Here is a 22,764-nt window from a genome sequence, read left to right as displayed (position 1 = left end):
CACTTTCCTTAGTGGTGGTCTGCCGGCAACCCGGCTACTGCTGGTGGGCGCTGTTGTTGCGCGGCCTCCGCGGGCGCACCCGTGGAAGGAAGGTTTTGGCCGGTGGCCAGGACAGCGTCCCGGACGTGTCCGGCCAGGGCGTCCCGGATCGCCGCGGACGCCCTGTCCATTGAAGCACGGCCCGGTTCGCCCTTCCGGCGCTGGACGCTGAGGGGTTCACCGAAGCTGACGTACAGCTTCCGGCGGGGCCTGGGAACATGGTCACGGTGCTCGGCGCCCTGGCGGGTGCCCAGGATGGCAACAGGGATGACGGTCGCCCCGGAGTTGAGGGCAAGCCACGCGACCCCCGGGCTGATGCTTTCCGCTGAGCCACTCCCCCGGGTACCTTCGGGCAGGATCCCGACGCAACGGCCGGCGTCCAGCAGTTTCTTGCTGGTATGCAGTGCGGCCCGGTCACCGGAGCGGTCCACCGGGATCTGGCCCGACCCACGCAGCACTTTCCCGAGGAATCCCCTGAACATCTCTTTCTTGACCAGGATGTGCATGGGCCGGGGCGACGCTCCGAACATCACGGGACCGTCCAGGAAGCTGATGTGGTTGCCGGCGAAGATGACGGGGCCTGCTGCGGGGATATTGGCCTTGCCCGTGACCACGGTGCGGTACACCACATGGTCAAGGAACCAGCCGACCGGCCGGCTCCAGACGCGGGTCCATGCCGCGGGCACGGCAGGTGGTGAAACAGCGCCCGCCGGCGTTGTCCTAGTCGCCATAGATGACCTTGCTGACGATCGCGAGGGCCGTTTCCACCGTCTCGTCGAAGGTGAGGTCGGAAGAATCCAGTGTCACTACACCGTCGGCAGCCTGCGTGAAGTTAACGACGGTGGAGTCCTTGGCATCGCGGTGGATGACTTGGGCGGTGAGCTGTTCCTTGCTTTGGGTGCCGCCCAACTGGATACCACGACGGCGGAGCCTGGCTTCCTCGCTGGCGGTCAGCAGGATCCGGACTTCGGCATGCGGGGCGACGACGGTGGTGATGTCCCGTCCCTCCACCACCATGCGGTGGTGGTGCTGGTCGATGAACTGCCGCTGGCGGCGGATCAGTTCCGTCCTGGCACCCAGCGTTGTGGCTACGGCGCTCACGGACGCAGAAATCAACGGATCCCTGATTTCTTCGGTGATATCCGTGCCGTCCACGGCCACGTACTCCACTGCCGTACTGGTGCTGATTTCCAGGGGCATGGTTTTGGAAGCCTGTTCAACAGCGGCACCGTCGTGAAGGTCCACACCAGTCTTGAGGCAGTACCACGTCAGGGCACGGTACATGGCACCGGTATCCAGGTAGGCAAGCTTCAGGCGCCGGGCAACTTCCTTGCTGACACTGGACTTGCCGGATCCGGAAGGACCATCGATCGCGATGACCAACGGCTTACCGGGCCGGGCAACTGTTTCCGGACCAAAAAATTCACGTGTCATTACTGCAGTACCCGCCATCCGCGATCGGTCAAGGCTTCAACAAGGAGGTCGTGCTTGCTGGGCAGCACGGAAAGCTCCACCATGCCCACGTTACGGCCTGAGGAGTGGTCCAGGCGGAGGTCTTCCACATTCACGCCGATTTCACCGATCTCCGTCAACAGCCGCGCAATCTGGCCGGGGCGGTCGTCCACCAGGATCGTGAGCCACGAGTACGCCTGCGGGGGTCCGCCATGCTTGCCGGGAATGCGCGCCTGGCCTGCGTTGCCTTCGCTGATCAGCTGGGCAAGGTCAAGGCGCGCCCCTGGGGCAAGCGGTGCTTCGAGGGTCCCGATCAACCGGTTCAGGTCCTCCCGTACGCCATGCAGGATGGTGACCACCTTCTCCGCGTTGCCGCCCAGGATCTGGACCCAGAGGGTAGGGTCGCTGGCGGCGATGCGGGTGGTGTCACGCAGCCCGTTACCGGCCAACGACAACGCATGCAGCGGCGTCCCCTGCAGCCGGCTGGCCAGGAGGGACGACATGATCTGCGGCAGGTGCGATACCAGGGCCACGGCTTCGTCGTGTTCGTCGGCCGTGAACTGGGAGACAATGGCACCCAGGTCTCCCGCGAGCGACCTGGCAAGCTGCAGGGCATCTGCTCCGGTTTCTTCGGAGGGACAAACCACCCACGGCATGGACGTGAAGAGCTCTCCGCGGGCTGCCACTGGCCCCGACTTTTCGCGGCCTGCCATGGGGTGGGTACCAACGTAGCGGGCAAGGTCCACTCCGCGTTCGCGGAGCTGGCCTTGGATGGCCGCCTTGACACTGGCGATATCCACCACCACCGACGCCGGGTAGTCCGCAAGGGCCTTCTCCACGACGTCGGCTGTAACATCCGGCGGAGCCGCTACGACGACAAGCTGCGGCTCCGCGTCCAGCTCAGCCAACGGACGGCCTGCTCCGATATCCACGGCCACGGCCTGGTTGGTGGGCGAAGGGTCGTAAAGGTATACGGGAACGCCGCGCCCGCGCAGGCCAAGGCCAATGCTGGCACCCAGCAAACCCGTACCGAGAACCACCACCGGGCCATCAAGATGGCCGCGGCCGTGGGTGCGGAATGCCGACATGCCCTAGAGCCCCACAGCTGCCATGAGGTGGCCGATCTCCTGGCGGCCGAGGTTGCGGATGCTGCCCTGGCGCTGGTCGCCCAGGCCGATCGGGCCAACCTTGACGCGGACGAGCCGCTCCACCGGGAAGCCCACGGCGTCGAACATACGGCGTACGATCCGGTTCTTGCCGGAGTGCAGCACGACTTCGATCAGGACGTGGCCGGGCGTGGAATCCACCAACCGGAACGAGTCCACGGCGGCGATTCCGTCGTCAAGCTCGACGCCGGACTTCAGCTTGGCTCCGACGCCGTGCGGGAAGGGTCCACGCACCTGGACGAGGTAAGTCTTGGGCACCTCATACGAGGGATGCGTCAAACGGTTGGCGAGCTCGCCGTCGTTGGTCAGCAGCAGCAGGCCCTCGGTGGCGACGTCGAGACGGCCGACGTGGAACAGCCGCTCGCCCTTGTTCTTGTTGTTCTTGAGGAAGTCGCTGATGCACGGACGGCCCTCGGGGTCCTCCATGGTGGAAACAACGCCCTTGGGCTTGTTGAACACCATGTAGACCAGTGTTTCATCGAGTTGGATACGGATGCCGTCCACGTGGATGACCGCCGTTTTGGGATCCACGCGCATACCGAGTTCCGTGGTGACCTGGCCGTCGACTTCCACCCGGCCTTCAAGGATCATTTCCTCGCAGACGCGCCGCGATGCCACACCCGCCTGGGCCATGACCTTCTGGAGGCGCACGCCGTCGGCGTCGTGGAGGTCCGACTGTGGAACGTCCGGTCGGGGGCCGCGGTTGCGGGCCGGCTTGCGTACGGGACCAAGGTTCTGGCCGAACCGCTCGCTGCCGAAGGCACGGGAACCGTTTTGCTTGGTGGGCTTTGGCTTGGGCTTCAAGGCTCCCGGAGTACCGGGGGCCTTCCCGAATCCAGGCTTGTTGGAGCCGGGCTTGCGGAACGGCTTGGCACTCTGGCCACGGCCCTGGTCACCGGACCGTGTGGGGTTGTCGGGATCGAAAGGACGCTCCTCCCGCGGCTTGGCAGAGCGGAAAGACCGGTGTTCCCCCTGATGGAAAGAGCGCTTGCCGGCACCGGTGCGTCCGCTGCCTCCGCCCTTGGAGCCGCCGAAGCCGCCTCCGGTGGAGCGTCCGCCGCCCCTTGCATCATTGTGCCCGGAGCTGTTGCGTCCCGAACCGTTACGTGGTGAACCCTGGCGTCCCGCCTGTGTCATGACCCGTCCTTGTTAAGTGGTGGCCGGCCCTAAGTGCTGCTGTCAACACCAGCCAGCCAGGCAGACATCGTCTGCCCTTTGTTGCTGCGGCACCACGTCGGTGCCCTGTACCTGTCTTTAATTGTCCGTGGTGCCGGGTGGCTTCCTGATGGCCAGGAGTTACATCCGGCTGGCGTCGTAGTACTCGTCGATCCCTTCCAGGCCTGGAAGGTGCGGTGAGAGCCGCGGCAATTCACCAACTGACCCGATTCCCATGCGTTCGAGGAAGTACGAGGTTGTCCTGTACAGAACCGCCCCCGACTCGGGATCGTTTCCCGAATCCTCGATCAAACCGCGCTGGGTCAGGGTCCGGACCACCGAATCCACATTGACGCCACGAATCGCGGAAACCCGTGCCCTGGAGACGGGCTGCCGGTAGGCAATGACCGCAAGGGTCTCCAGCGCCGCCTGGGTGAGCCTGGTGGTCTGACCCTCCAGCACGAACCTTCCCACGATGTCCGCAAACTCCGGACGTGAGTAGATCCGCCACCCTCCGGCGACGTTCCGCAATTCAAAACCCCGGGGTGCTGTGCTGTCAGCGGCTAAGCCGTCAGCGTCCACGTCCGGGGCTTTAACAGTATAGCCGCTATACTCCCGCTGCAGTTCCCCCAGCAAATCCTCGACTACGGCGACCGTAACCTCCAGCCCTGCAGCCAGCTCCTCAGTGGTGGCAGGCTGGTCAATGACCATGAGCACCGCTTCCAGTGCCGCCCGCGCACCACCGGGCAGCACCTCCAAGGCGGCCAAACCGTCTGCTGCACCTTCCGGCTCAGTCATCGGATGCCCTTTCATCAGTGTCCTCGTACTCTTCACTCAGGTGGGAACTGTCCCAGTGGGCATCGTTCCCCGTCCACCGTACCGTCAGCTCCCCCAGGGCGGCGGGCTGCTCGAAAGCAACCACGCGGTCGCGGAACATTTCAAGGAGCGCCAGGAACCGGGCGACCACCACGAGCGTGGTTTCGGCGTCGGCGACCAGTGCACTGAACGACAGCGGCGCGCCGAGCTGCAAACGGTAGCCGATGATTTCCGCCTGTTCCTTGACACTCACCGGCGGCGCGTGGAGGTGGTCCAGGCCGACTTCCGGTGGAGCCGTGTTTTTGGGCTTGAGCGCTGTGGCCGCGAGCTCCGCGAATTGCTCCGGACTGTGCCGCCAGACCAGTTCCGGAAGGAGCGCTGCGAAGTGGGGCTCCAGGGACACCTGCCGCGGATACCTCCGGGATTCCTCTTCCAGGGTTGTCCCCAGCAGGCCGGCGACCTCCTTGAAGGCCTTGTACTGCAGCAGGCGCGCAAACAGGAGGTCCCTGGCCTCCAGCAAGGCGATGTCCTCGGCGTCCTCGACCTCGCCGGCCGGCAACAGGCGGGCCGCTTTGAGGTCCAACAGGGTAGCCGCGATGACCAGGAATTCGCTGGCCTCATCCAGCGCCCATTCCTCGCCCACTTCCTGCAGGCGCCGGATGTACTTGATGAACTCGTCCGTGACCGTGGCCAGGGCAACTTCGGTGATGTCCAGCTTGTGCTTGGAAATCAGGCCCAGCAGAAGATCGAAGGGCCCGGTGAAGTTGGCCAGCCGTACCTCAAAGCCTGGCTTCCGGGGATCGGAGGCACCGCCGTCGGACTCGTCAGCGGACACGGCAGCACCAGGTTCCTGAACCGCGGCAGGCGCGGTGCTTGTCCCCGCCATGTTCGTCCGCTAGGGTGCGCCGCCGCGCGAAATGAGTTCCTTGGCGAGGCGGCGGTAGGCGTCAGCACCGACGTGGTTGCCGGCGTAGCTGGTGATGGGTTCGGCGGCGACGGTCGCATCCGCAAACTTGATGGAGCGCTTGATGACGGTCTCGAAAACCTTGTCGCCAAAGGCTTCCACCAGCCGCGTGATGACTTCGCGGCTGTGCAAGGTGCGGGCGTCGTACATGGTGGCCAGCACGCCGTCGACCTGCAGACGTGGGTTCAGGCGGTCCTGGACCTTCTCGATGGTTTCCACCAGCAACGCCACCGCCCTGAGCGCAAAGAACTCACAGATCAGGGGGATGATGACGCCGTGGGCTGCGGTCAAGGCGTTGACGGTCAGCAGGCCCAACGATGGCTGGCAGTCGATCAGGACGACATCGTATTCGTCCTCAACACTCTTGAGGGCACGGTCCAGGACCTGCTCCCGCGCGACTTCGTTGACGAGCTGCACCTCGGCGGCAGAGAGGTCAATGTTGGCCGGAAGAAGGTCAACGCCGTCCACTCCTGTTTGGTGGATGGCGTCGCGGATGCTGACTTTCCGGTCCATCAGCACGTTGTAGACAGTCAGGTCCAGTTCATGCGGGTTCACGCCCAGTCCCGCCGACAGCGCACCCTGGGGATCAAAATCAACCAGAAGGACGCGGCGGCCGTATTCAGCCAACGCGGCCGCGAGATTGATGGTGGAGGTGGTTTTGCCGACGCCACCCTTCTGGTTCACCATGGCGATGACCCGGGCGGGCCCATGGGAGTCCAGTGGCGCAGGCTCAGGGAAGTCCCGGTGGGGTCGGCCCGTGGGCCCCATGACGGCGTCTTCCAGATCGAGCCCGGTTCCTGCCAAGATAGCTGTTCCCCGTTCGCTGCTCACGTATCCAACCACTCTTTCGACGACGATCTTCCCCTGCCGCTGCTTCCCCAGCCACAGCGTTGCTACCCGACTAGGCTACAGCGCCCGACACGGTAAACCGGGGAACTTGACTTTGTCCCGGATTTGAGCCTTGACCCTCTAGTTGAACTCGAAGGTTGCTTCCGGTGGACGGCAGGCGGAAGGCCAGCGTCCACACGGGACGCCGGCCTTCTACTGCTGCTTTGGCGGATTCTGTTCCGGGCAGGAGACCTTACACGGTGGCCTTTTCCCGCGTGTCCGCTTCCGGAGCCGGAGTTTCCGCACCATGGGCGATCATGGTCTGCTCGTCGAAGGGCTCCTCGCCGGACAGGACCCGGTTGACCTGGGTGGAGTCGATCTCCTTGACCCAGGTGCCGATCAGGACCGTGGCTACGGCGTTTCCGGTGAAGTTGGTCAGAGCGCGGGCCTCCGACATGAAACGGTCGATGCCGACGATCATGCCCACGCCACCCAGCAGTTCGGGCTTGTGCGCCTGGAGGCCTGCCGCCAGGGTCGCCAGGCCGGCACCGGTCACGCCAGCGGCACCCTTGGAAGCGATGATCATGAAGACCAGCAGGGAGATCTGGGCACCGAGGTCCAGTGGCGTACCCATGGCGTTGGCAACGAACAGCGACGCCATGGTCAGGTAGATGGCAGTTCCATCCAGGTTGAAGGAATAGCCGGTGGGAACCGTCACGCCAACCACGGGCTTGGAGACACCCAGGTGTTCCATCTTGGCAATGAGGCGTGGCAGCGCAGCTTCCGAGGAGGACGTCGAGAAGATCAACAGGTATTCACGGGCCAGGTACTTCATGAGCTTGAAGATGTTGACGCCGGACACTGCACGGAGCAGCGTGCCAAGGATGACAACGATGAACAAGGCGCAGGTGATGTAGAAGGCGGCCATCAGGGTGAACATGCTGAGGATGGCCTGGGCGCCGGTAGCACCAACGACGGCGGCAATCGCACCAAAGGCGCCGACCGGAGCGAGCCACATGATCATGATGAGGATACGGAACACCAGGCGCTGGCCGTGTCCGATCGCGTTCAGGATAGGGGCACCCTGGGCCCCCATCTTCTGCAGGGCGAAGCCAACCAGAATAGCTGCCAGGAGCGTGGGCAGGACCGGGATGTCACCGGGGATGATGCCCAGCAGGAAGTCGACCGTGCTGTCAGTGGCGGCCTTCTTGGAGGGATCGTAGGGAGTCAGCTTCAGGCCTTCGCCCGGGTGGATCAGGTTGCCCACCACCAGGCCAATGGCCAGGGCGAAAGTGGACATGGCCACGAAGTACCCCAGGGCCAGACCGCCGACCTTGCCAACCGTGGCGGCCTTGGCGATGGAACCGATGCCCAGGACGATGGTGCAGAAAATAACGGGCGCGATCATCATCTTGATCAGCTTGATGAAGCCATCACCGAGCGGCTTCAGCGACTTTCCGGCTTCGGGGAACATGAGGCCCACCAAGGCACCCAGTACGACGGCCAGGATGACCGCGATGTACAGATAGTGCGACTTGTCGAGACCCTTGCGTCCGCCGGCGGCAACCGTTGCCGACTCTCCTCGTTGAGAGGTCATGGGATTCTCCTTCTGGATACTGTGTAAGGCGCTGCGGTCCTGTACATGTGTCCATGCCGCTGCCCTGTGTGATATCCATCATTGAGCCGTTGGTGACACGCATCACCCTTGCGGTCATATTGGTCATGGGAGGCCCCGTGTTTCACAGCTGGAGTATCGCCCGGCGATTGTTTGCAGCCAATCTGCTCTTCGTCGTGGTGCTCACTGCCGCCTTCGGGACATTCTCGGTCGTCGAAGCCCGCGACCGCGCGTACGACGAAGCCGGCGAGCGCATGCTGGCCGTTGCCATGTCCATCGCCGACAACCCCCTGGTGGCCGAAGCAGCCTCCAGCACTGATCCTTCGGGGGCGCTGCAGCCGTATGCCGTGGAGGTCATGCGGGACGCGGACCTGGACTTCATTACCATCATGTCTCCGGACCGGACACGGTGGACCCATCCCCGGGAAGACGAACTGGGCAAACCGTACATCGGAACCATCGAGCCTGCCCTCCGGGGCGGGACTTTCACGGAAGTGACGGCCGGAACCCTGGGACCGTCGGTGCGCACCATCGCCCCGGTCACGGATGCGAACGGGTCCGTGATAGCCCTCGTTGCAGCCGGCGTGACAGTGCGGACGGTGGATACGGACGTGGCTGAGCGGCTGGCCGTGATCGGCGGCATCGCCGTGATCGTCCTGTTCTTCGGCTCCATCGCGTCATGGTTCCTGGGCCGGTACCTGCGGTCGGTGACGCGGGGCTGGGGGCCCGAACAACTTGCACAGCTGTTTGCCTACTACGAATCGGTCCTGCACTCCGTCCGTGAAGGCGTCATCCTCATCGACACCCAGGGCAAGGCCGTCATGTACAACGACCAGGCCGCTGAGCTGCTGGGCCTGGAGCCCTCCGAGGCGGACCGCTCCCCCGACGCCGCCCCCAAGCTCTCCGACCTGCCGTTCGACGGGAGCCTCAGGGCGCTGTTTGAATCGGGCAGGCCGGCACATGACGAAATCCATCTCACCGGTGAACGGATCCTGGTGGTGAACCAGGCACCGGCCATTGGCCCGGCCGCCCCCCGCAACCGGCAGAAGCCCGCTGTGTACGGGACGGTGGCCACCCTGCGTGACCGGACGGAAATCGAGTCCCTGGGCACGGAGCTGGAGACCATGAAGACACTGTCGGACGCGCTCCGCGCCCAAACCCATGAACACGCCAATCGCCTGCACATGATCGTTTCGCTCCTTGAACTGGGCAGGACGCCCCAGGCCCTGGAGTTTGCCACCAAGGACCTGGAGCTGAGCCAACAACTCACCGACGACATGCTCGCTTCCGTGGATGAACCGGTCCTCAGCGCCCTGATCATGGGAAAGGCCGCGGAAGCCCACGAGCGTGGCGTTGAACTCGTGGTGCGGACTACGGGAACCTCCGGCGTCAGCGGCCTGGAAATCCAGGACCTCGTGACGATCCTCGGCAACCTGCTGGACAACGCCATCGACGCCGCCGCCGCGGGCGAACCTCCGCGCAAAGTGGAGCTCGCCGTGGGAACGGGAGCGTCCGCCGTCGAATTCACCGTCCGTGATTCAGGACCCGGCATCGATCCCGACGCCATCGACGACGTCCTGCAGTATGGTTTCAGCACCAAGTCCGGAGGGCATGGGCATCGGGGCGACCACGGCCGGGGGGTGGGGCTGGCGTTGGTCCGCCAAGCCGTCCAGCGCCTGGACGGTACGATGTCAGTCAGCAATGAGAGCCCGGACAGCGAGGCCCCGGCCTTTGGCGGGGAGCCCTCCGGTACCGGGGAGGCGCCGGCAGTCCTGCACGGCGCACGGTTCCATGTTGTCCTCCCCGCACCGGTCCCCCAGGAAGGGAAAGCATGACCGACATCCGCGTCCTGGTGGTCGAAGACGAGCCCATCGCTTCCGACGCGCACTCTGTTTACGTGGGCAGGCTGGATGGATTTACCTTGGCAGGCACAGCACCCGACGGGCAGTCCGCGCTGCGCCTGCTGGGTGAGTTTGCGGCATCCGGCTCCCCGGTGGACCTGGTGCTGCTCGACATGAACCTCCCTGACCTCCATGGCCTTGATGTAGCACGCCGCATGAGATCGGCCGGCCTCCTCGCGGACATTATCGCCATCACGGCAGTGCGGGAGTTGGGCATCGTCCGCAGCGCCGTCTCCATCGGCGTCGTACAGTACCTGATCAAGCCCTTCACGTATGCCACGTTCGCGGACAAACTCACCAGCTACCGTTCCTTCCGCAGCCGGCTCGCGGGCGCCGGATCGGGTACCTCCAAGGCCGGGGCGTCGCAGAGCGACGTTGACCAGGCCTTCGCGAGCCTTAGGGCACCGACTGAGCTGCCCCTGCCCAAAGGCCTGTCGCCGTCGTCGCTGGAGATGGTGAAGGACCTTGTCCGCGGCAGGCAGGACCCGGTGTCGGCCAGTGAAGTCATGGATCTGTTGGGGATGTCCCGCGTCACCGCGCGGCGCTACCTTGAGTACCTCGCCGACGCCGGCACCGTCACCCGGGCGCCACGCTACGGCACCCCGGGCCGCCCGGAGAACGAGTACGGCTGGAACCGCGGCTAGCTGGCGCCGATGTCCATCCGCTGTCGCGTCCGCTCCCCTGCCTGACCCGGGCCCTCGGCAGTAAGCTGGTTCAGAACGGTGGGATGCCATGCCGGACGTGCCCGAGCTGCTGACTGAAGCCCGCGAAGCCTTCGCCCGCGGGGAGTGGGATGGTGCGCGCCGCCGCTTGGAAGAGGCGGCCGGGTCCCGTCTCCTGGACCTGGTCGACCGCTCATTGCTGGCACGGGCAAGGTGGTGGCAAGGTGATGTTCAGGGCTCGATGTCGCTCGCAGAGGGAATCTTCCAGGAACTGGCAGGACAAGGATTGTCGGCGGAAGCGGCACGTTCTGCGCTGTTGCTTTCCATGCAGTGGGGCTTGCGGGGAAACATCGCTGTCTCGTCGGCCTGGTTGGCCCGCGCCCGGCGGCTCCTGGAACCCCTGCCCGTATCCGTCGACCACGGCTATCTGCTCTACCTGGAAGGCAGCGACGCACTCTACCTTGACGGAATGCCCGCAGCGGCACAGTCAGCTGCTGCCCGGCTGAAGGATATGGCCGGACAGTTCCAGGCACCTGAGCTGGGAAGCTTCGCCTCGTTGCTGTCCGGCTTGAGCCACGTCCGGAACGGCAACACCGCCCAGGGCTTCGTTGATCTGGATGAGGCCCTCCTCCCCGTACTGGCCGGACAGGTACCTGTGGAATGGGCCGGGGACATCTATTGCTCAGTCATCCACCTTTGTTACGAGATGGAAGACTTTGCGAGGATGAGGGCGTGGACTGACGCCTTGGCTGATTGGTGCGCAGCCCTCTCCACCACCTTCATGTACGCCGGGATTGCCAGTGTCCACCAACTGCAGCTTGCCGCTGCCGAAGGCCACTGGAAGCAGGCGGAAGACGGACTGCTGGCGCTCGGCGGGCGCCTGCGCCACGCCCACGGCTGGATCGCAGCTGAGTGCTTCAGCGAGGCTGGTGAGATCCGCCGGCGCCGGGGAGACGCGGAAGGCGCCCGGGCCGCGTTCGATTCCGCCCGCGGCCTGGGGCATGACGGGCAACCGGGCTCCGCACTTCTTTGGTGGGACGCCGGAAGGACGGACCTGGCGCTGGGCGAACTCCGTGCGGCTTTGGCCGAGCGGGAGACGTTGGGGCGGACGTGTCTGCTGCTTCCGTTGGTGGAGCTGCTTGCACCCCTGGACACCGCGTCTGCTGCCTTGTACTGCCTGGAACTGGAAGAAGCCGCTGCCACTTTCGGCACTCCCGGGTTCGTGGCACGTGCAAGGCGCGCCCGGGGTGCTGTGCTGATGGCCCAGCTGCGCTGGGCCCAGGCCTGCGCGGAATTGGATGCAGCTGCGGAGGCCTACCGTAAGCAGCGCCGACGGTATGAGCTTGCCGAAGTGCATGAACACCTGGCCTTGGCCCGTAGGGGTCTTCGGGACGATGACCTTGCCCGGGCGGAAGAGGCCACGGCAGCGGCGATACGTGCGCAGCTTGGCGCGGCCCCGCCTTCCCGCCTGGGTCTTGACCCTGATGTGGGCGGGTTGACACCCCGGGAACTGGAAGTGCTTGCCTGCGTGCTCTCCGGCGCCAGCAACAGGGACATCGCGCACGCGCTGACCATCAGCGAGAAGACGGCGGGCAGGCACCTGGCCAATATCTTCACTAAGATCGGCGTGACATCCAGGACTGCCGCCGCCGCATGGGCGCGCCACCACGGAATCCGGGAACGGCACGCGCCTGAAAGCCCCCGCCCTGCATGATTTTCCCCATGCCGGCCAACCTGCCGTACACAATGCGCCCGATGCGGCCCGGCCCCTCTCCGCCCTACGGTGAAACCAAGGGTTCCGGACGGAAAGGCCGTCCCCCGCCAGCGGAGAACCAGCCATGGGAAGTACCCAGCCTTTTGAAGCCACCCCCGATGCCCGGCCCCGGCCACAGGAGGAGTCCCCAAAGCCTCCATCAGGACCGGAGGAAGCCGCCGGGAGACTCCTGGACATCCTCAACGATTCATCAGCGGCGCTCCTGGTGGTCCTTGGACACCAGACCGGCTTGTTTGAGGTCATGGCGGCGTTGCCCGCGGCTCCCAGCAGGCTTGTGGCGGACGCGGCCGGGCTCGAGGAGCGGTACGTCAGGGAATGGTTGGGCGGCATGGTGTCGGCCGGCTTCATCGACTACCGGCCCGCAGAAGCCACGTATCATCTTCGCCCTGAGTACATTCCACTGGTGACAGGGACAGGAACGGACAACCTGGCCCGCACGCTCCAGTACGTCCCGCTCCTGGGCGCGGTGGGCCCCCAAATCGTGCAGGCGTTCCGTCATGGCGGCGGAACGCTCTACAGCGACTATCCACAGTTCCATCACGTCATGGCTGCGGAGAGCGCCGCGGTGAACGACGCGGCCCTCCTGGACCGGATCATGCCACTGACCGGCCGGGAGGCTGCACTGCGAACGGGAATCTCCGTGGCGGATATTGGTTGCGGCGAGGGTCATGCCATGAACCTGCTGGCAGCGGCATTCCCTTTGAGTTCGTTCACCGGGTTCGACTTTTCCCATGCTGCTTTGGAAGCGGCCGCTGCAGAAGCCACAACGCTCGGACTCACCAACGTACGCTTCGAATACTGCGATGTCGCACGACTCGGGCGGGATCAGGAGTTCGATCTGATAACGGCCTTTGACGCGATCCACGACCAGGCCCAGCCAGGCACGGTCCTGCAGCAGGTGCGGGCCGCCCTGAAACCCGGAGGGACATTCCTCATGGTGGACATCAATGCTTCGAGCAACCTTGAAGAGAACACTTCCCTGCCGTGGGCCACGTTCCTCTACGCCGTCTCGACCTTCCATTGCATGGCGGTTTCGCTGGGGCAGGGCGGAGTCGGGCTGGGCACCGTATGGGGTCGGGAACTGGCTGCGACCATGCTGGCTGAGGCAGGCTTCGCCAACGTTGCCGCCATGTATCTGGACGAGGATCCCTTCAACGTTTACTTCATCGCCGAGTAGCGTTGTATACATAGAGCCCAATTCAAACGGTATGCTGGCCATAATTGGCACCGTTTGTATACACTGATGGCATGCGCGCCAGTGACCGGGCTTACAACGCCCTCAGGGAGGACATCCTCGAATGGCGCCTCCGCCCGGGTACGGTCCTTGCAGAAGTGGAGCAATCGGCCCGGCTCGGCGTCTCACGCACCCCGGTCAGGGAAGCACTGGGCCGTCTCACCGCCGAAGGATTGACGACGGCGGCAGGTGGCCGGGGCGTTGTGGTCACCGATATATCGCTTGAGAGCATCGATGAACTCTTCGAGTTGCGCGAGACGCTGGAGGTGCGGGCTGCCGCCCTTGCAGCGGAGCGTGGCGAGCCTGGCGTCTTCTCCGAACTTCATGCCCAACTGATCCTGGCTCCCGGGCTGCTCAGCGACAACGACCCTGCACGGCACGACTACTACGCCTTGGTGGGCAAGCTTGATGAGGCAATCGACACTGCCGTAGCCAACACCTACCTCGCCCAGGCCATGCGCAGCCTCCGCGTACATTTAGCCCGGGTCCGGCGCCTGGCTGCCGACGACTCCGCACGGCTGTCGGCAGCAGCTGCCGAGCACGCAGCCATTGCCGAGGCGATAGCGGCCGGCAATCCACGGCTTGCCGAAGCCGCCACAACAGTCCACTTGCACCGCAGCCTTACCCATGTCAAGACTGCCCACTTGGCCACAAGAACGTCCCACTAGAAGGAGAACCATGGTCCGGAACCATCATGTCCGTGTTTACAAATCCGAGGAGAACCTGCCCCGTGAGGAGCAGTTGGCCCATAAGATCGCGGTGGTCGCCGCGGATCCCGTGGACGTCACGCCGGAGGTGACGGACATGGTGATTAACCGGATCATCGACAACGCTTCCGTGGCGGTGGCGTCGTTGAACCGGGCACCGATCGTTGCTGCCCGCGCCCAGGCCCTGACCCACGCTCCGAGCACAGGGGGCAAGGGCGCCTCGGTGTTCGGCATTGAGGAGCGGGTCTCTCCGGAGTGGGCTGCCTGGGCCAATGGTGTGGCGGTCCGCGAACTGGACTACCACGACACGTTCCTGGCCGCGGACTACTCGCACCCGGGCGACAACATCCCCCCGATCCTGGCCGTGGCCCAGCACGTGGGCTCCAACGGCGCCGACCTCGTCAGGGCGATCGCCACCGGCTACGAAATCCAGGTGAACCTGGTCAAGGCGATCTGCCTGCACAAACACAAGATCGACCACGTGGCCCACCTCGGCCCGTCCGCCGCTGCGGGTATCGGCACGCTTCTTGGCCTGGATGTGGAGACCATCTTCCAGTCCGTCGGCCAGGCCCTGCACACCACCACCGCCACCCGCCAGTCCCGCAAGGGCGAGATCTCCACCTGGAAGGCCCACGCCCCGGCCTTTGCAGGCAAGATGGCCGTGGAGGCCGCCGACCGGGCCATGCGTGGCCAGACCTCCCCGGTGCCGATCTATGAAGGCGAAGACGGCGTCATCGCGTGGATGCTGGACGGCCCCGAGGCCTCCTACGAAGTTCCGTTGCCGGAGAAGGGCGAGGCCAAGCGGGCGATCCTGGACACCTACACCAAGGAACACTCCGCCGAATACCAAGCACAGGCCTGGATCGACCTCGCCCGCAAGCTCAACCGCGAGCACCCCGAAACCACCAACCCCGCCAACGTGGCCTCCGTGCTGATCAAGACCAGCCACCACACCCACTACGTGATTGGCTCCGGTGCGAACGACCCGCAGAAATACTCCCCCACCGCATCCCGGGAAACCCTGGACCACTCCATCCCGTACATCTTCACCGTCGCATTGCAGGACGGCGTCTGGCACCACGTGGACTCCTACGCCCCCGAACGCGCCGGCCGTCCGGACACGGTTGAACTCTGGCACAAAGTCACCACGGTCGAAGACCCGGAGTGGACCCGCCGGTACCACTCGCTGGACATCGCGGAGAAGGCCTTCGGCGGTTCCGTGGAAATCACCCTGACCGACGGCACGGTCATCACCGACGAGATCGCCGTAGCTGACGCGCACCCCCTCGGTGCCCGGCCGTTCGCCCGTGAACAGTACGTCAACAAGTTCCGCACCCTCGCCGCCGGGCTCGTGGAAGAGGCCGAGATCGAAAGGTTCCTCACCGCCGTCGAACGCGTCACCGAACTCGGACCCGGGGAACTGGACCAGCTCAACATCACCGCCGCCCCCGGCGTGATCGACCTCATCAGCGCTCCCCAGGGACTGTTCTAGATGCTGTACTCCAAAAGCACACCCGAACAGAAGCGGGTCAAACTACGGGAACTGCTCAGCTCCGGGACTGTGCAGCAGTTCCCCGGCGCGTTCAACCCGCTCTCGGCACGACTCATCGAGGAAAAGGGCTTCGCCGGGGTCTACATCTCCGGCGCCGTCCTGGCCAACGACCTCGGCCTGCCCGACATCGGCCTGACAACCCTCACCGAAGTCGCCACAAGGGCAGGGCAGATCGCCCGCATGACGGACCTGCCCTCGATCGTTGACGCCGACACGGGCTTCGGCGAGCCCATGAACGTGGCCCGCACCATCCAGGAACTCGAAAACGCAGGCCTCGCCGGCTGCCACATCGAGGACCAGTTCAACCCCAAACGCTGCGGCCACCTGGACGGCAAGAACGTCGTGGACCTCGACACCGCCACCAAGCGCATCCGCGCCGCCGCCGACGCCCGCCGGGACCCGAACTTCCTCATCATGGCCCGCACCGACATCCGTGCAGTGGAAGGACTGAAGGCCGCGCAGGATCGCGCCAAAGCCCTGGTGGACGCCGGAGCCGACGCGATCTTCCCCGAAGCCATGGCAACCCTGGAGGAGTTCCAGGCCATCCGTGACGCCGTGGACGTGCCCATCCTGGCCAACATGACCGAGTTCGGAAAGAGCGACCTCTTCACGGTGGATCAGCTCCGGAACGTCGGCGTTAACATGGTCATCTACCCGGTCACCCTCCTGCGCATTGCCATGGGCGCTGCAGAGCGTACTCTGGAAACGATCAAGGCTGCGGGGACCCAGGAGACACACGTGCAGGACATGCTCACGCGCGCACGTCTCTATGAGCTCGTGGATTACGAGGCGTATAACCAGTTCGATACCGGCGTTTTCAACTTCCAGGTTCCTGGCGCCCGCCAGTAACCCAACCAGGGGACGCAGGCAACGGCGCTCCCGTAGCCTGCACAAGAACGAAGGAGTTCAGCATGGCAGCTGAAGACATCAAGAAAGGCCTCGCCGGAGTCGTGGTGGACTACACCGCGGTATCCAAGGTCAACCCGGAGACGAACTCCCTGCTGTACCGCGGCTATCCGGTCCAGGAACTGGCCGCCAAGTGCAGTTTCGAAGAAGTGGCGTACCTGTTGTGGAACGGGGAATTGCCCCATGAGGCACAGTTGGCGGAGTTCACCGCCCGCGAGCGCGCCGGACGTGCGCTGGATCCCGTGGTCAAGTCAGTGATCGACACCCTCCCCACCTCTGCACACCCCATGGACGTGTGCCGGACCGCGGCGTCGGTGTTGGGTGCGAGGCACGAGCTTGCCGAGGACTCATCCGTTGAGGCAAACATGAAGAAGGCCGTGGATCTGTGGGCGGCAATGCCTGCGGTAGTGGCCTACGACCAGCGGCGCCGGCGTGGGCAGGAACCGATCGAACCCCGCGATGACCTTGACTACTCGGCCAACTTCCTCTGGATGACCTTCGGCGAAGATCCCGTGGATGAGGTGGTTGAGGCATTCAACGTCTCGATGATCCTGTACGCAGAGCATTCCTTCAACGCCTCCACTTTCACGGCACGGGTGGTGACGTCCACGTTGTCCGACCTGCACTCGGCAGTGACCGCTGCCATCGGTGCGCTCAAGGGCCCACTGCATGGCGGCGCCAACGAAGCCGTCATGCACACCTTCGACGAGATCGGCATCCGCAGCGAAGAAACGCTTGAGGAAGCCGCTGCGCGGGCACGCACCTGGATGGACAACGCCCTGGCGCAGAAGAAAAAGATCATGGGCTTCGGACACCGGGTCTACAAGCACGGCGACTCCCGTGTTCCCACCATGAAGGCCGCCCTGGACAAGATGATCGCCCACTACGGGCGACCTGAACTCCTGGGGCTGTACAACGGGCTGGAACAGGCCATGGACGAGGCCAAGGCCATCAAGCCGAACCTCGACTACCCGGCCGGGCCCACGTACCACCTCATGGGCTTTGACACCCAAACGTTCACGCCGCTCTTCGTGGCCAGCCGCATCACTGGCTGGACGGCCCACATCATGGAACAACTCGGCGCGAACTCGCTGATCCGTCCACTGAGCGAGTACAACGGGCCGGAGGAACGCCACGTACCGTAGGGCGTCCCTGCCGCACGGCAGTACCCACGACGGCGGGCTGGTCACTTCAGGCGACCAACCCGCCGTCGTGATTTAACCCGGACAGGTCGAAGGACGATCAGGCGTGCTCCACCCACGCCGTTGTCCGGACCCCGGCCACGTTCTGGTTGTCCTCAGCCAGGTCAACCGTGACGGCAATCCTTTGTCCCGAAATCATTGCCGGCAGCCAGTGCTCCGCGTCGGCCCACATACGGTCCACGGGGAGGCTGGACACCGGGTGCCACTCCGGTGCGATCTCGTCGCTCTCGGACGGCTCCCCCTGCCACGCACGCGTCAGAAAGACAGTGGTTGCCATGTTCCACTCCGGCCTGGCCGGGAACATGAAATCGACCGTACCGGCGGGAACCAGGTCCCGCGGCTCGACCACCACATGGATCTCCTCCAGCACTTCCCGGCAAGCGGCCTCGATCGCGGTCTCCCCCACCTCCACGTGGCCGCCGACGCCGACTACCTTGCCCCGGCCGAAGCCCGTCTTCTTGGTACCAAGGAGGACGTGTTCGCCGTCCGCACCGTCGCGGAGGAGGAAACAGAGTGTCACATGGGCTGCAGTCATGCTGCCTACCTTAACCCCAACTCCTCCACCTGGTGCGCCATTGCTACAGTGAGCGCATGACTGAAGTTGGGGGCGAAGCGGGCGCCATGGACGCGGCACCGGCCCAGGCTGCACCTACGCGGGACCGGGACGACGCCTGGCTGCCGGACCGGGTGGTGGCACACCCGCTCTACGCCGGGTGGGCGTGGACGCTGGCCTGGTCAGGGCTGATCGTCCTGGACGAAGTCGTCGACCTGGCCGGATGGACGTGGTATCTGCTGGTCTTCGTTGCGGCTTTGCCCACGTTGGTTGCCACCGTGGCAGTGCTTCACGCGACTCCACGAAGCCACCTGAAAGCCGTGGACGCCACCGTGTTCGGCCACTTCTTCGTCCGGTTCCTGGCCTTGGTGGCGGCCTTCATGGTGTGGGCAGCATCCGTGGTGATGAGCGCCTCCATCTCCACCACGGTCCAGTCCGTCATAGGCGACTCCGAGAAGGAAGTCACCGCACTCGGCTTCAACCTCATGCTGGCCGCCGTCCCGCTGGTCCTGTCTGTCCTCTGGATGGCGTTCATCATCCGCTGTGCATGGTTCCTGCGCAGGCTCCGCGGATGGCGGCAGATCCCGGTGCGAACCCGGGTACCCAGGAAATTCCTCAAGCGCCGGCCCCGGCTCAAGCGGGTCGTCGTGGGACTCGCCCACCCCGGGCTGCTGCTGGTCGCGGGGCTGGGAACATCCCTCCTGGCCGTGTTCGTCGATGCCGTCGAGTTGACCTTCAGCGTGCTGGCCTGACACCGGGCGTGGCTCACGCGCCACTCACCCCAAGGCGCGCGGGTGAGCCGCGGCATAGACCTCGCGAAGGGTGTCGGCCGTCACCAGTGTATAGACCTGCGTGGTGGTGACCGAAGCATGGCCCAGCAACTCCTGGACCACACGCACGTCAGCGCCGCCTTCCAAAAGGTGGGTGGCAAATGAGTGGCGCAGCGTGTGGGGTGACACATCCTTGGTGATCCTGGCTTTCTCCGCCGCTGCCTTCAAGATGGTCCACGCGCTTTGCCTGCTGATCCGCCCTCCCCGGGCGTTCAGGAAGAGGGCAGGGGTGCCCTTGCCCTTGGCAGCCAGCAACGGACGTCCGCGGACCACATAGGCAGCCACCGCACGCGCTCCATAGGAGCCCAGCGGCACCAGCCGCTCCTTGGATCCCTTGCCAAACAGCCGGACGATCGCAGGGCCATCTTCTGTCCCCTCCAGCGTGACGTCGTCCACGTCGAGTCCCACGGCCTCGCTGATACGGGCACCTGTGGAGTAAAGGAACTCCAGCAATGCCCTGTCACGCAGTCCCGTTGCGGAATCGGTGCCCGCTGCCTCGAGGATGCGGGTCACCTCATCGACGCTGATGGCCTTCGGAAGCCGTCTGCCCGGCATCGGCGGGTGGACATCGGTGGCGGGGTCCGCCGTCGTGGTTCCCTCCAAAGCCCAGAACTTGTGAAGGCCGCGGACGGCCACCACGGTGCGCGCAGCGGAACGGACTCCCAGTGCAGCCGCCCCGTCCGAGCCGTCCGAAAGCGCCTGCACGAATCCTGTGACGTGGTGCCGCGTCACATCCCCGGGCCTGACCACGCCGTGGGACGCCAGATAATTGGCGTACCGCGCCAGGTCCCGCTTGTACGCTGCGAGGGTATTGGCGGCCAGGCCACGCTCCACACCGACATGCTGTAGGTAGTCGGTGATCCCGCGGTCAATGGCCGTGGTTGCGCGGGTGGCGGCCTCGGCCATGCTCAGCGCTGGCTCGGGTGCGCGGGCCAGGGCGCGTTGGCGGGCCTGAGTCCGGCGAATCCGTCCGCCTTCGCCGCCGCGGCAGCCAGAATGCCCAGCACGGCCGAGGGGTTGTGGAGCCGGCCTTCCAGCACCGCCCGGACGGCGTCATCCAGCGGCACCCAGCGAAGTTCAATCTCGGCTTCTTCATCAGTCCGGACATGCCGGTCCGCCTCAGGAACATCGGAGAGCCCGCGGGCCAGGTAAATGCGGACCGCCTCGCTGGAAGAACCCGGCGAATTGAAGAAATCGGCCAGCACGTTCCAGGTGGAGGCCACGAGGTCGGCTTCTTCGGCAAGCTCACGGGCCGCGCCGGCCACGAAGTCCTCGCCCTCGACATCCAACAGGCCGGCCGGGATCTCCCACAAGTCCATCCCCACGGGGTGGCGGTACTGCTTCAGCAGCAGGATGTCTCCGTCCACGTTCATGGGCAGGACAGCCACGGCGCCCGGATGGTCGATGTAGTCGCGGACCAGCGTGCCCGTGTCCTCACTTAATTGGAAAGCATCACTGACCACATCCCAGATGCGGCCTTCGTAGACCTTGTTGGAAGACACAAGACGGCGCGGGCTCGGTACGTCCGAAACCTGCCGTGCCGTGCTGGAAGTTTCAGAAATACCGGGCATCGCGCCGTCCTTTTCTCTGGTGGTGTATTTACTTGGCAGCTACCGCGCGGGCACCGGTGTCCGTTGCCACGGCTGCACCCTCACGACGCTCAAGCGCAGCCTTCACGAGGCCTGCAAACAGCGGGTGGGGACGCGTGGGACGGGAGCTAAGCTCCGGGTGTGCCTGCGTAGCGACGTAGTACGGGTGCACCTCGCGGGGAAGTTCCACGTACTCCACCAGCTTGCCGTCAGGAGACGTGCCGGAGAAGACCAGGCCTTCTGCTGCGATCTGGTCACGGTACTTGTTGTTGACCTCGTAGCGGTGGCGGTGGCGTTCGCTGACCGTCGTGGTTCCGTAGGTCTCCGCCACTACCGAGCCCTCATCGAGCTTGGCTTCGTAGAGGCCCAGGCGCATGGTGCCGCCCAGGTCTCCCTTGCCTTCCACGATGTCCAGCTGCTCTTCCATGGTGGCAATGACCGGGAACTTGGAGTCCGGCTCGAATTCGCTGGAGGAGGCACCCTCCAGGCCAACCACATTGCGGGCATATTCGATCACCATGCACTGCAGTCCGAGGCACAGCCCCAGGACCGGAAGCTTGGTTTCGCGGGCGAACTTCAACGCACCCAGCTTGCCCTCAAGACCGCGGATACCGAAGCCGCCGGGCACGCAGATCGCGTCCACGCCGGCCAGGGACTTGGTGGCGCCGGCCAGGGTTTCGCATTCATCCGAGGGGACCCAGCGGATCTTGACCTTGGCCTCGTTGGCGAAGCCGCCGGCACGCAGGGCCTCGGTCACGGAGAGGTACGCATCCGGAAGGTCAATGTACTTGCCCACCAGGGCAATCTCGACCTGGTGCTTGGGGTTGTGCACCGCTTCAAGCAGCTTGTCCCACTTGCTCCAGTCGACATCCTTGAACGGCAGGTCAAGGGCCCGGACGATGTAGGAGTCCAATTGCTGCGAGTGCAGGGTCTTGGGGATGTCGTAAATGCTGGGAGCATCGGCTGCGTTGACCACGGCGTCGATATCGACGTCGCACATGCGTCCGATCTTCTCGCGCATGGCTTCGGGAACCTCGCGGTCCGAACGGATCACGATCGCTTCGGGTTGGATGCCGATGGACCGCAATGCAGCCACGGAGTGCTGCGTTGGTTTGGTCTTCAGCTCCTGCGACGGGCCGATGTACGGTACCAGCGAAACGTGCAGGAAGAACACGTTGCTGCGTCCGATGTCCTGGCGTACCTGGCGGGCCGATTCAAGGAAGGGCTGCGACTCGATGTCGCCCACCGTACCGCCGATTTCAGTGATGATGACGTCAGGAGCGTTCTTGCCCTCGGCAGGAAGACGCATACGGCGCTTGATCTCATCCGTGATGTGCGGGATGACCTGGACGGTGTCTCCAAGGTACTCGCCACGGCGTTCCTTGGCGATCACCGTGGAGTAGATCTGGCCAGTTGTCACGTTGGCCGAACCCTCAAGGTTCTCGTCGAGGAAGCGCTCGTAGTGTCCGATGTCGAGATCGGTCTCGGCGCCGTCGTCCGTCACGAAAACTTCGCCGTGCTGGAAGGGATTCATCGTGCCCGGATCCACATTCAGGTAGGGATCGAGCTTCTGCATAGTTACAGACAAACCGCGTGCCCGCAGCAGGTGGCCGAGGCTGGAAGCCGTCAGACCCTTACCGAGCGAGGACGCCACACCACCGGTGACGAAGATGTGTTTGGTCGTCTTGGACGAACCCGGGAACCGGGAATTTACACGGGAATTTGATCGCTGCACCACGGAATTCGAGCTTATCATCAATTACGCCTTCCAAGCGTCCTGTCCGGATTCCCCAAATGGTCCATAGTGGCCCGTAAGTGC

At 64.7% G+C, this 22,764-nt stretch carries 21 protein-coding genes; 9 read left to right on the top strand and 12 right to left on the bottom strand.

Annotated features, from left to right (window positions below; genetic code table 11):
- Positions 1–8 precede the first annotated feature (8 nt).
- From ACPFL9_RS08275 to ACPFL9_RS08240, 8 genes are all read right to left on the bottom strand, one after another.
- A complete protein-coding gene (locus ACPFL9_RS08275; RefSeq protein ID WP_426006953.1) occupies positions 9–770 on the bottom strand; it encodes a lysophospholipid acyltransferase family protein in 762 nt (253 codons plus the stop codon).
- Positions 760–1,473: a (d)CMP kinase gene (gene cmk / locus ACPFL9_RS08270; protein WP_426006952.1), complete on the bottom strand. Its 714-nt coding sequence runs from the start codon at positions 1,471–1,473 to the stop codon at positions 760–762. The genes ACPFL9_RS08275 and cmk overlap by 11 nt, the downstream gene beginning before the upstream one ends.
- Positions 1,473–2,579 carry a prephenate dehydrogenase gene (locus ACPFL9_RS08265; RefSeq protein ID WP_426006951.1) on the bottom strand — a complete coding sequence of 369 codons (1,107 nt, stop codon included), beginning with the start codon at positions 2,577–2,579 and terminating at the stop codon, positions 1,473–1,475. The genes cmk and ACPFL9_RS08265 overlap by 1 nt, the downstream gene beginning before the upstream one ends.
- Positions 2,580–2,582: 3 nt before the next feature.
- Positions 2,583–3,794: a pseudouridine synthase gene (locus ACPFL9_RS08260; protein WP_426006950.1), complete on the bottom strand. Its 1,212-nt coding sequence runs from the start codon at positions 3,792–3,794 to the stop codon at positions 2,583–2,585.
- Positions 3,795–3,953: 159 nt separating this feature from the next.
- Positions 3,954–4,610 (bottom strand): SMC-Scp complex subunit ScpB, encoded by a 657-nt coding sequence (gene scpB / locus ACPFL9_RS08255; RefSeq protein ID WP_426006949.1) that lies wholly within the window; start codon positions 4,608–4,610, stop codon positions 3,954–3,956.
- Entirely contained in the window at positions 4,603–5,514 is a 912-nt protein-coding gene (locus tag ACPFL9_RS08250; RefSeq protein ID WP_426006948.1) for a segregation and condensation protein A, read from the bottom strand. The genes scpB and ACPFL9_RS08250 overlap by 8 nt, the downstream gene beginning before the upstream one ends.
- A 9-nt stretch (positions 5,515–5,523) precedes the next feature.
- Positions 5,524–6,423 (bottom strand): ParA family protein, encoded by a 900-nt coding sequence (locus ACPFL9_RS08245; RefSeq protein WP_426006947.1) that lies wholly within the window; start codon positions 6,421–6,423, stop codon positions 5,524–5,526.
- A gap of 250 nt (positions 6,424–6,673) precedes the next feature.
- Positions 6,674–8,017 carry a cation:dicarboxylate symporter family transporter gene (locus tag ACPFL9_RS08240; RefSeq protein ID WP_426006946.1) on the bottom strand — a complete coding sequence of 448 codons (1,344 nt, stop codon included), beginning with the start codon at positions 8,015–8,017 and terminating at the stop codon, positions 6,674–6,676.
- Positions 8,018–8,154: 137 nt separating this feature from the next.
- On the opposite strand from ACPFL9_RS08240, the gene ACPFL9_RS08235 reads away from it, so the two are divergent.
- From ACPFL9_RS08235 to ACPFL9_RS08200, 8 genes are all read left to right on the top strand, one after another.
- Positions 8,155–9,870 (top strand): sensor histidine kinase, encoded by a 1,716-nt coding sequence (locus tag ACPFL9_RS08235; protein WP_426007514.1) that lies wholly within the window; start codon positions 8,155–8,157, stop codon positions 9,868–9,870.
- Positions 9,867–10,580 (top strand): response regulator, encoded by a 714-nt coding sequence (locus ACPFL9_RS08230; protein WP_426006945.1) that lies wholly within the window; start codon positions 9,867–9,869, stop codon positions 10,578–10,580. Before ACPFL9_RS08235 ends, ACPFL9_RS08230 begins: the two co-directional genes overlap by 4 nt.
- Before the next feature lie 88 nt (positions 10,581–10,668).
- Positions 10,669–12,312 carry a LuxR C-terminal-related transcriptional regulator gene (locus ACPFL9_RS08225; RefSeq protein ID WP_426006944.1) on the top strand — a complete coding sequence of 548 codons (1,644 nt, stop codon included), beginning with the start codon at positions 10,669–10,671 and terminating at the stop codon, positions 12,310–12,312.
- 124 nt (positions 12,313–12,436) lie between these two features.
- Complete coding sequence (locus ACPFL9_RS08220; RefSeq protein ID WP_426006943.1) at positions 12,437–13,549, top strand: class I SAM-dependent methyltransferase; 1,113 nt, start codon at positions 12,437–12,439, stop codon at positions 13,547–13,549.
- Positions 13,550–13,620: 71 nt separating this feature from the next.
- Positions 13,621–14,274: a GntR family transcriptional regulator gene (locus ACPFL9_RS08215; RefSeq protein ID WP_426006941.1), complete on the top strand. Its 654-nt coding sequence runs from the start codon at positions 13,621–13,623 to the stop codon at positions 14,272–14,274.
- Positions 14,275–14,284: 10 nt separating this feature from the next.
- Positions 14,285–15,805, top strand: coding sequence for an MmgE/PrpD family protein (locus tag ACPFL9_RS08210; RefSeq protein ID WP_426006940.1), 1,521 nt, complete (start codon positions 14,285–14,287; stop codon positions 15,803–15,805).
- A complete protein-coding gene (gene prpB, locus ACPFL9_RS08205; protein ID WP_426006939.1) occupies positions 15,806–16,714 on the top strand; it encodes a methylisocitrate lyase in 909 nt (302 codons plus the stop codon).
- Between the two features lie 62 nt (positions 16,715–16,776).
- The gene (locus ACPFL9_RS08200) at positions 16,777–17,916 is read left to right on the top strand and encodes a bifunctional 2-methylcitrate synthase/citrate synthase (protein WP_426006938.1); all 1,140 of its coding nucleotides are present in this window, start codon (positions 16,777–16,779) and stop codon (positions 17,914–17,916) included.
- Between the two features lie 97 nt (positions 17,917–18,013).
- Here ACPFL9_RS08200 and ACPFL9_RS08195 read toward each other — a convergent pair whose 3' ends face one another.
- Entirely contained in the window at positions 18,014–18,508 is a 495-nt protein-coding gene (locus tag ACPFL9_RS08195) for an 8-oxo-dGTP diphosphatase (RefSeq protein WP_426006936.1), read from the bottom strand.
- A 56-nt stretch (positions 18,509–18,564) separates the two neighbouring features.
- Between ACPFL9_RS08195 and ACPFL9_RS08190 the strand changes: the two genes are divergently transcribed.
- Positions 18,565–19,278, top strand: coding sequence for a hypothetical protein (locus ACPFL9_RS08190; protein ID WP_426006935.1), 714 nt, complete (start codon positions 18,565–18,567; stop codon positions 19,276–19,278).
- Positions 19,279–19,302: 24 nt separating this feature from the next.
- Here ACPFL9_RS08190 and xerD read toward each other — a convergent pair whose 3' ends face one another.
- From xerD to ACPFL9_RS08175, 3 genes are read right to left on the bottom strand one after another with little or no spacing between them, the layout of a single operon-like run.
- Positions 19,303–20,262: a site-specific tyrosine recombinase XerD gene (xerD, locus tag ACPFL9_RS08185; RefSeq protein WP_426006933.1), complete on the bottom strand. Its 960-nt coding sequence runs from the start codon at positions 20,260–20,262 to the stop codon at positions 19,303–19,305.
- A 2-nt stretch (positions 20,263–20,264) separates the two neighbouring features.
- A complete protein-coding gene (locus tag ACPFL9_RS08180; protein ID WP_426006932.1) occupies positions 20,265–20,927 on the bottom strand; it encodes an NUDIX domain-containing protein in 663 nt (220 codons plus the stop codon).
- 28 nt (positions 20,928–20,955) lie between these two features.
- Positions 20,956–22,701: a CTP synthase gene (locus ACPFL9_RS08175; protein ID WP_426006931.1), complete on the bottom strand. Its 1,746-nt coding sequence runs from the start codon at positions 22,699–22,701 to the stop codon at positions 20,956–20,958.
- Between the last annotated feature and the right edge of the window lie 63 nt (positions 22,702–22,764).

The sequence above is a fragment of the Paenarthrobacter sp. NyZ202 genome (assembly GCF_049860755.1).
Taxonomy (GTDB): Bacteria; Actinomycetota; Actinomycetes; order Actinomycetales; family Micrococcaceae; genus Arthrobacter.
The sequence above is the reverse complement of the archived record's forward strand: the minus strand, read 5'-3'. Positions and strand labels throughout refer to the sequence as shown.

What these genes read in the sequence shown, in the direction of transcription:
- ACPFL9_RS08275 (WP_426006953.1), bottom strand. Translation starts at nt 770, where the DNA reads ATGGCGACTAGGACAACGCCGGCGGGCGCTGTTTCACCACCTGCCGTG.
- cmk (WP_426006952.1), bottom strand. Translation starts at nt 1,473, where the DNA reads ATGACACGTGAATTTTTTGGTCCGGAAACAGTTGCCCGGCCCGGTAAG.
- ACPFL9_RS08265 (WP_426006951.1), bottom strand. Translation starts at nt 2,579, where the DNA reads ATGTCGGCATTCCGCACCCACGGCCGCGGCCATCTTGATGGCCCGGTG.
- ACPFL9_RS08260 (WP_426006950.1), bottom strand. Translation starts at nt 3,794, where the DNA reads ATGACACAGGCGGGACGCCAGGGTTCACCACGTAACGGTTCGGGACGC.
- scpB (WP_426006949.1), bottom strand. Translation starts at nt 4,610, where the DNA reads ATGACTGAGCCGGAAGGTGCAGCAGACGGTTTGGCCGCCTTGGAGGTG.
- ACPFL9_RS08250 (WP_426006948.1), bottom strand. Translation starts at nt 5,514, where the DNA reads ATGGCGGGGACAAGCACCGCGCCTGCCGCGGTTCAGGAACCTGGTGCT.
- ACPFL9_RS08240 (WP_426006946.1), bottom strand. Translation starts at nt 8,017, where the DNA reads ATGACCTCTCAACGAGGAGAGTCGGCAACGGTTGCCGCCGGCGGACGC.
- ACPFL9_RS08230 (WP_426006945.1), top strand. Translation starts at nt 9,867, where the DNA reads ATGACCGACATCCGCGTCCTGGTGGTCGAAGACGAGCCCATCGCTTCC.
- ACPFL9_RS08225 (WP_426006944.1), top strand. Translation starts at nt 10,669, where the DNA reads ATGCCGGACGTGCCCGAGCTGCTGACTGAAGCCCGCGAAGCCTTCGCC.
- ACPFL9_RS08220 (WP_426006943.1), top strand. Translation starts at nt 12,437, where the DNA reads ATGGGAAGTACCCAGCCTTTTGAAGCCACCCCCGATGCCCGGCCCCGG.
- ACPFL9_RS08215 (WP_426006941.1), top strand. Translation starts at nt 13,621, where the DNA reads ATGCGCGCCAGTGACCGGGCTTACAACGCCCTCAGGGAGGACATCCTC.
- ACPFL9_RS08210 (WP_426006940.1), top strand. Translation starts at nt 14,285, where the DNA reads ATGGTCCGGAACCATCATGTCCGTGTTTACAAATCCGAGGAGAACCTG.
- prpB (WP_426006939.1), top strand. Translation starts at nt 15,806, where the DNA reads ATGCTGTACTCCAAAAGCACACCCGAACAGAAGCGGGTCAAACTACGG.
- ACPFL9_RS08200 (WP_426006938.1), top strand. Translation starts at nt 16,777, where the DNA reads ATGGCAGCTGAAGACATCAAGAAAGGCCTCGCCGGAGTCGTGGTGGAC.
- ACPFL9_RS08195 (WP_426006936.1), bottom strand. Translation starts at nt 18,508, where the DNA reads ATGACTGCAGCCCATGTGACACTCTGTTTCCTCCTCCGCGACGGTGCG.
- ACPFL9_RS08190 (WP_426006935.1), top strand. Translation starts at nt 18,565, where the DNA reads ATGACTGAAGTTGGGGGCGAAGCGGGCGCCATGGACGCGGCACCGGCC.
- xerD (WP_426006933.1), bottom strand. Translation starts at nt 20,262, where the DNA reads ATGGCCGAGGCCGCCACCCGCGCAACCACGGCCATTGACCGCGGGATC.
- ACPFL9_RS08180 (WP_426006932.1), bottom strand. Translation starts at nt 20,927, where the DNA reads ATGCCCGGTATTTCTGAAACTTCCAGCACGGCACGGCAGGTTTCGGAC.
- ACPFL9_RS08175 (WP_426006931.1), bottom strand. Translation starts at nt 22,701, where the DNA reads ATGATAAGCTCGAATTCCGTGGTGCAGCGATCAAATTCCCGTGTAAAT.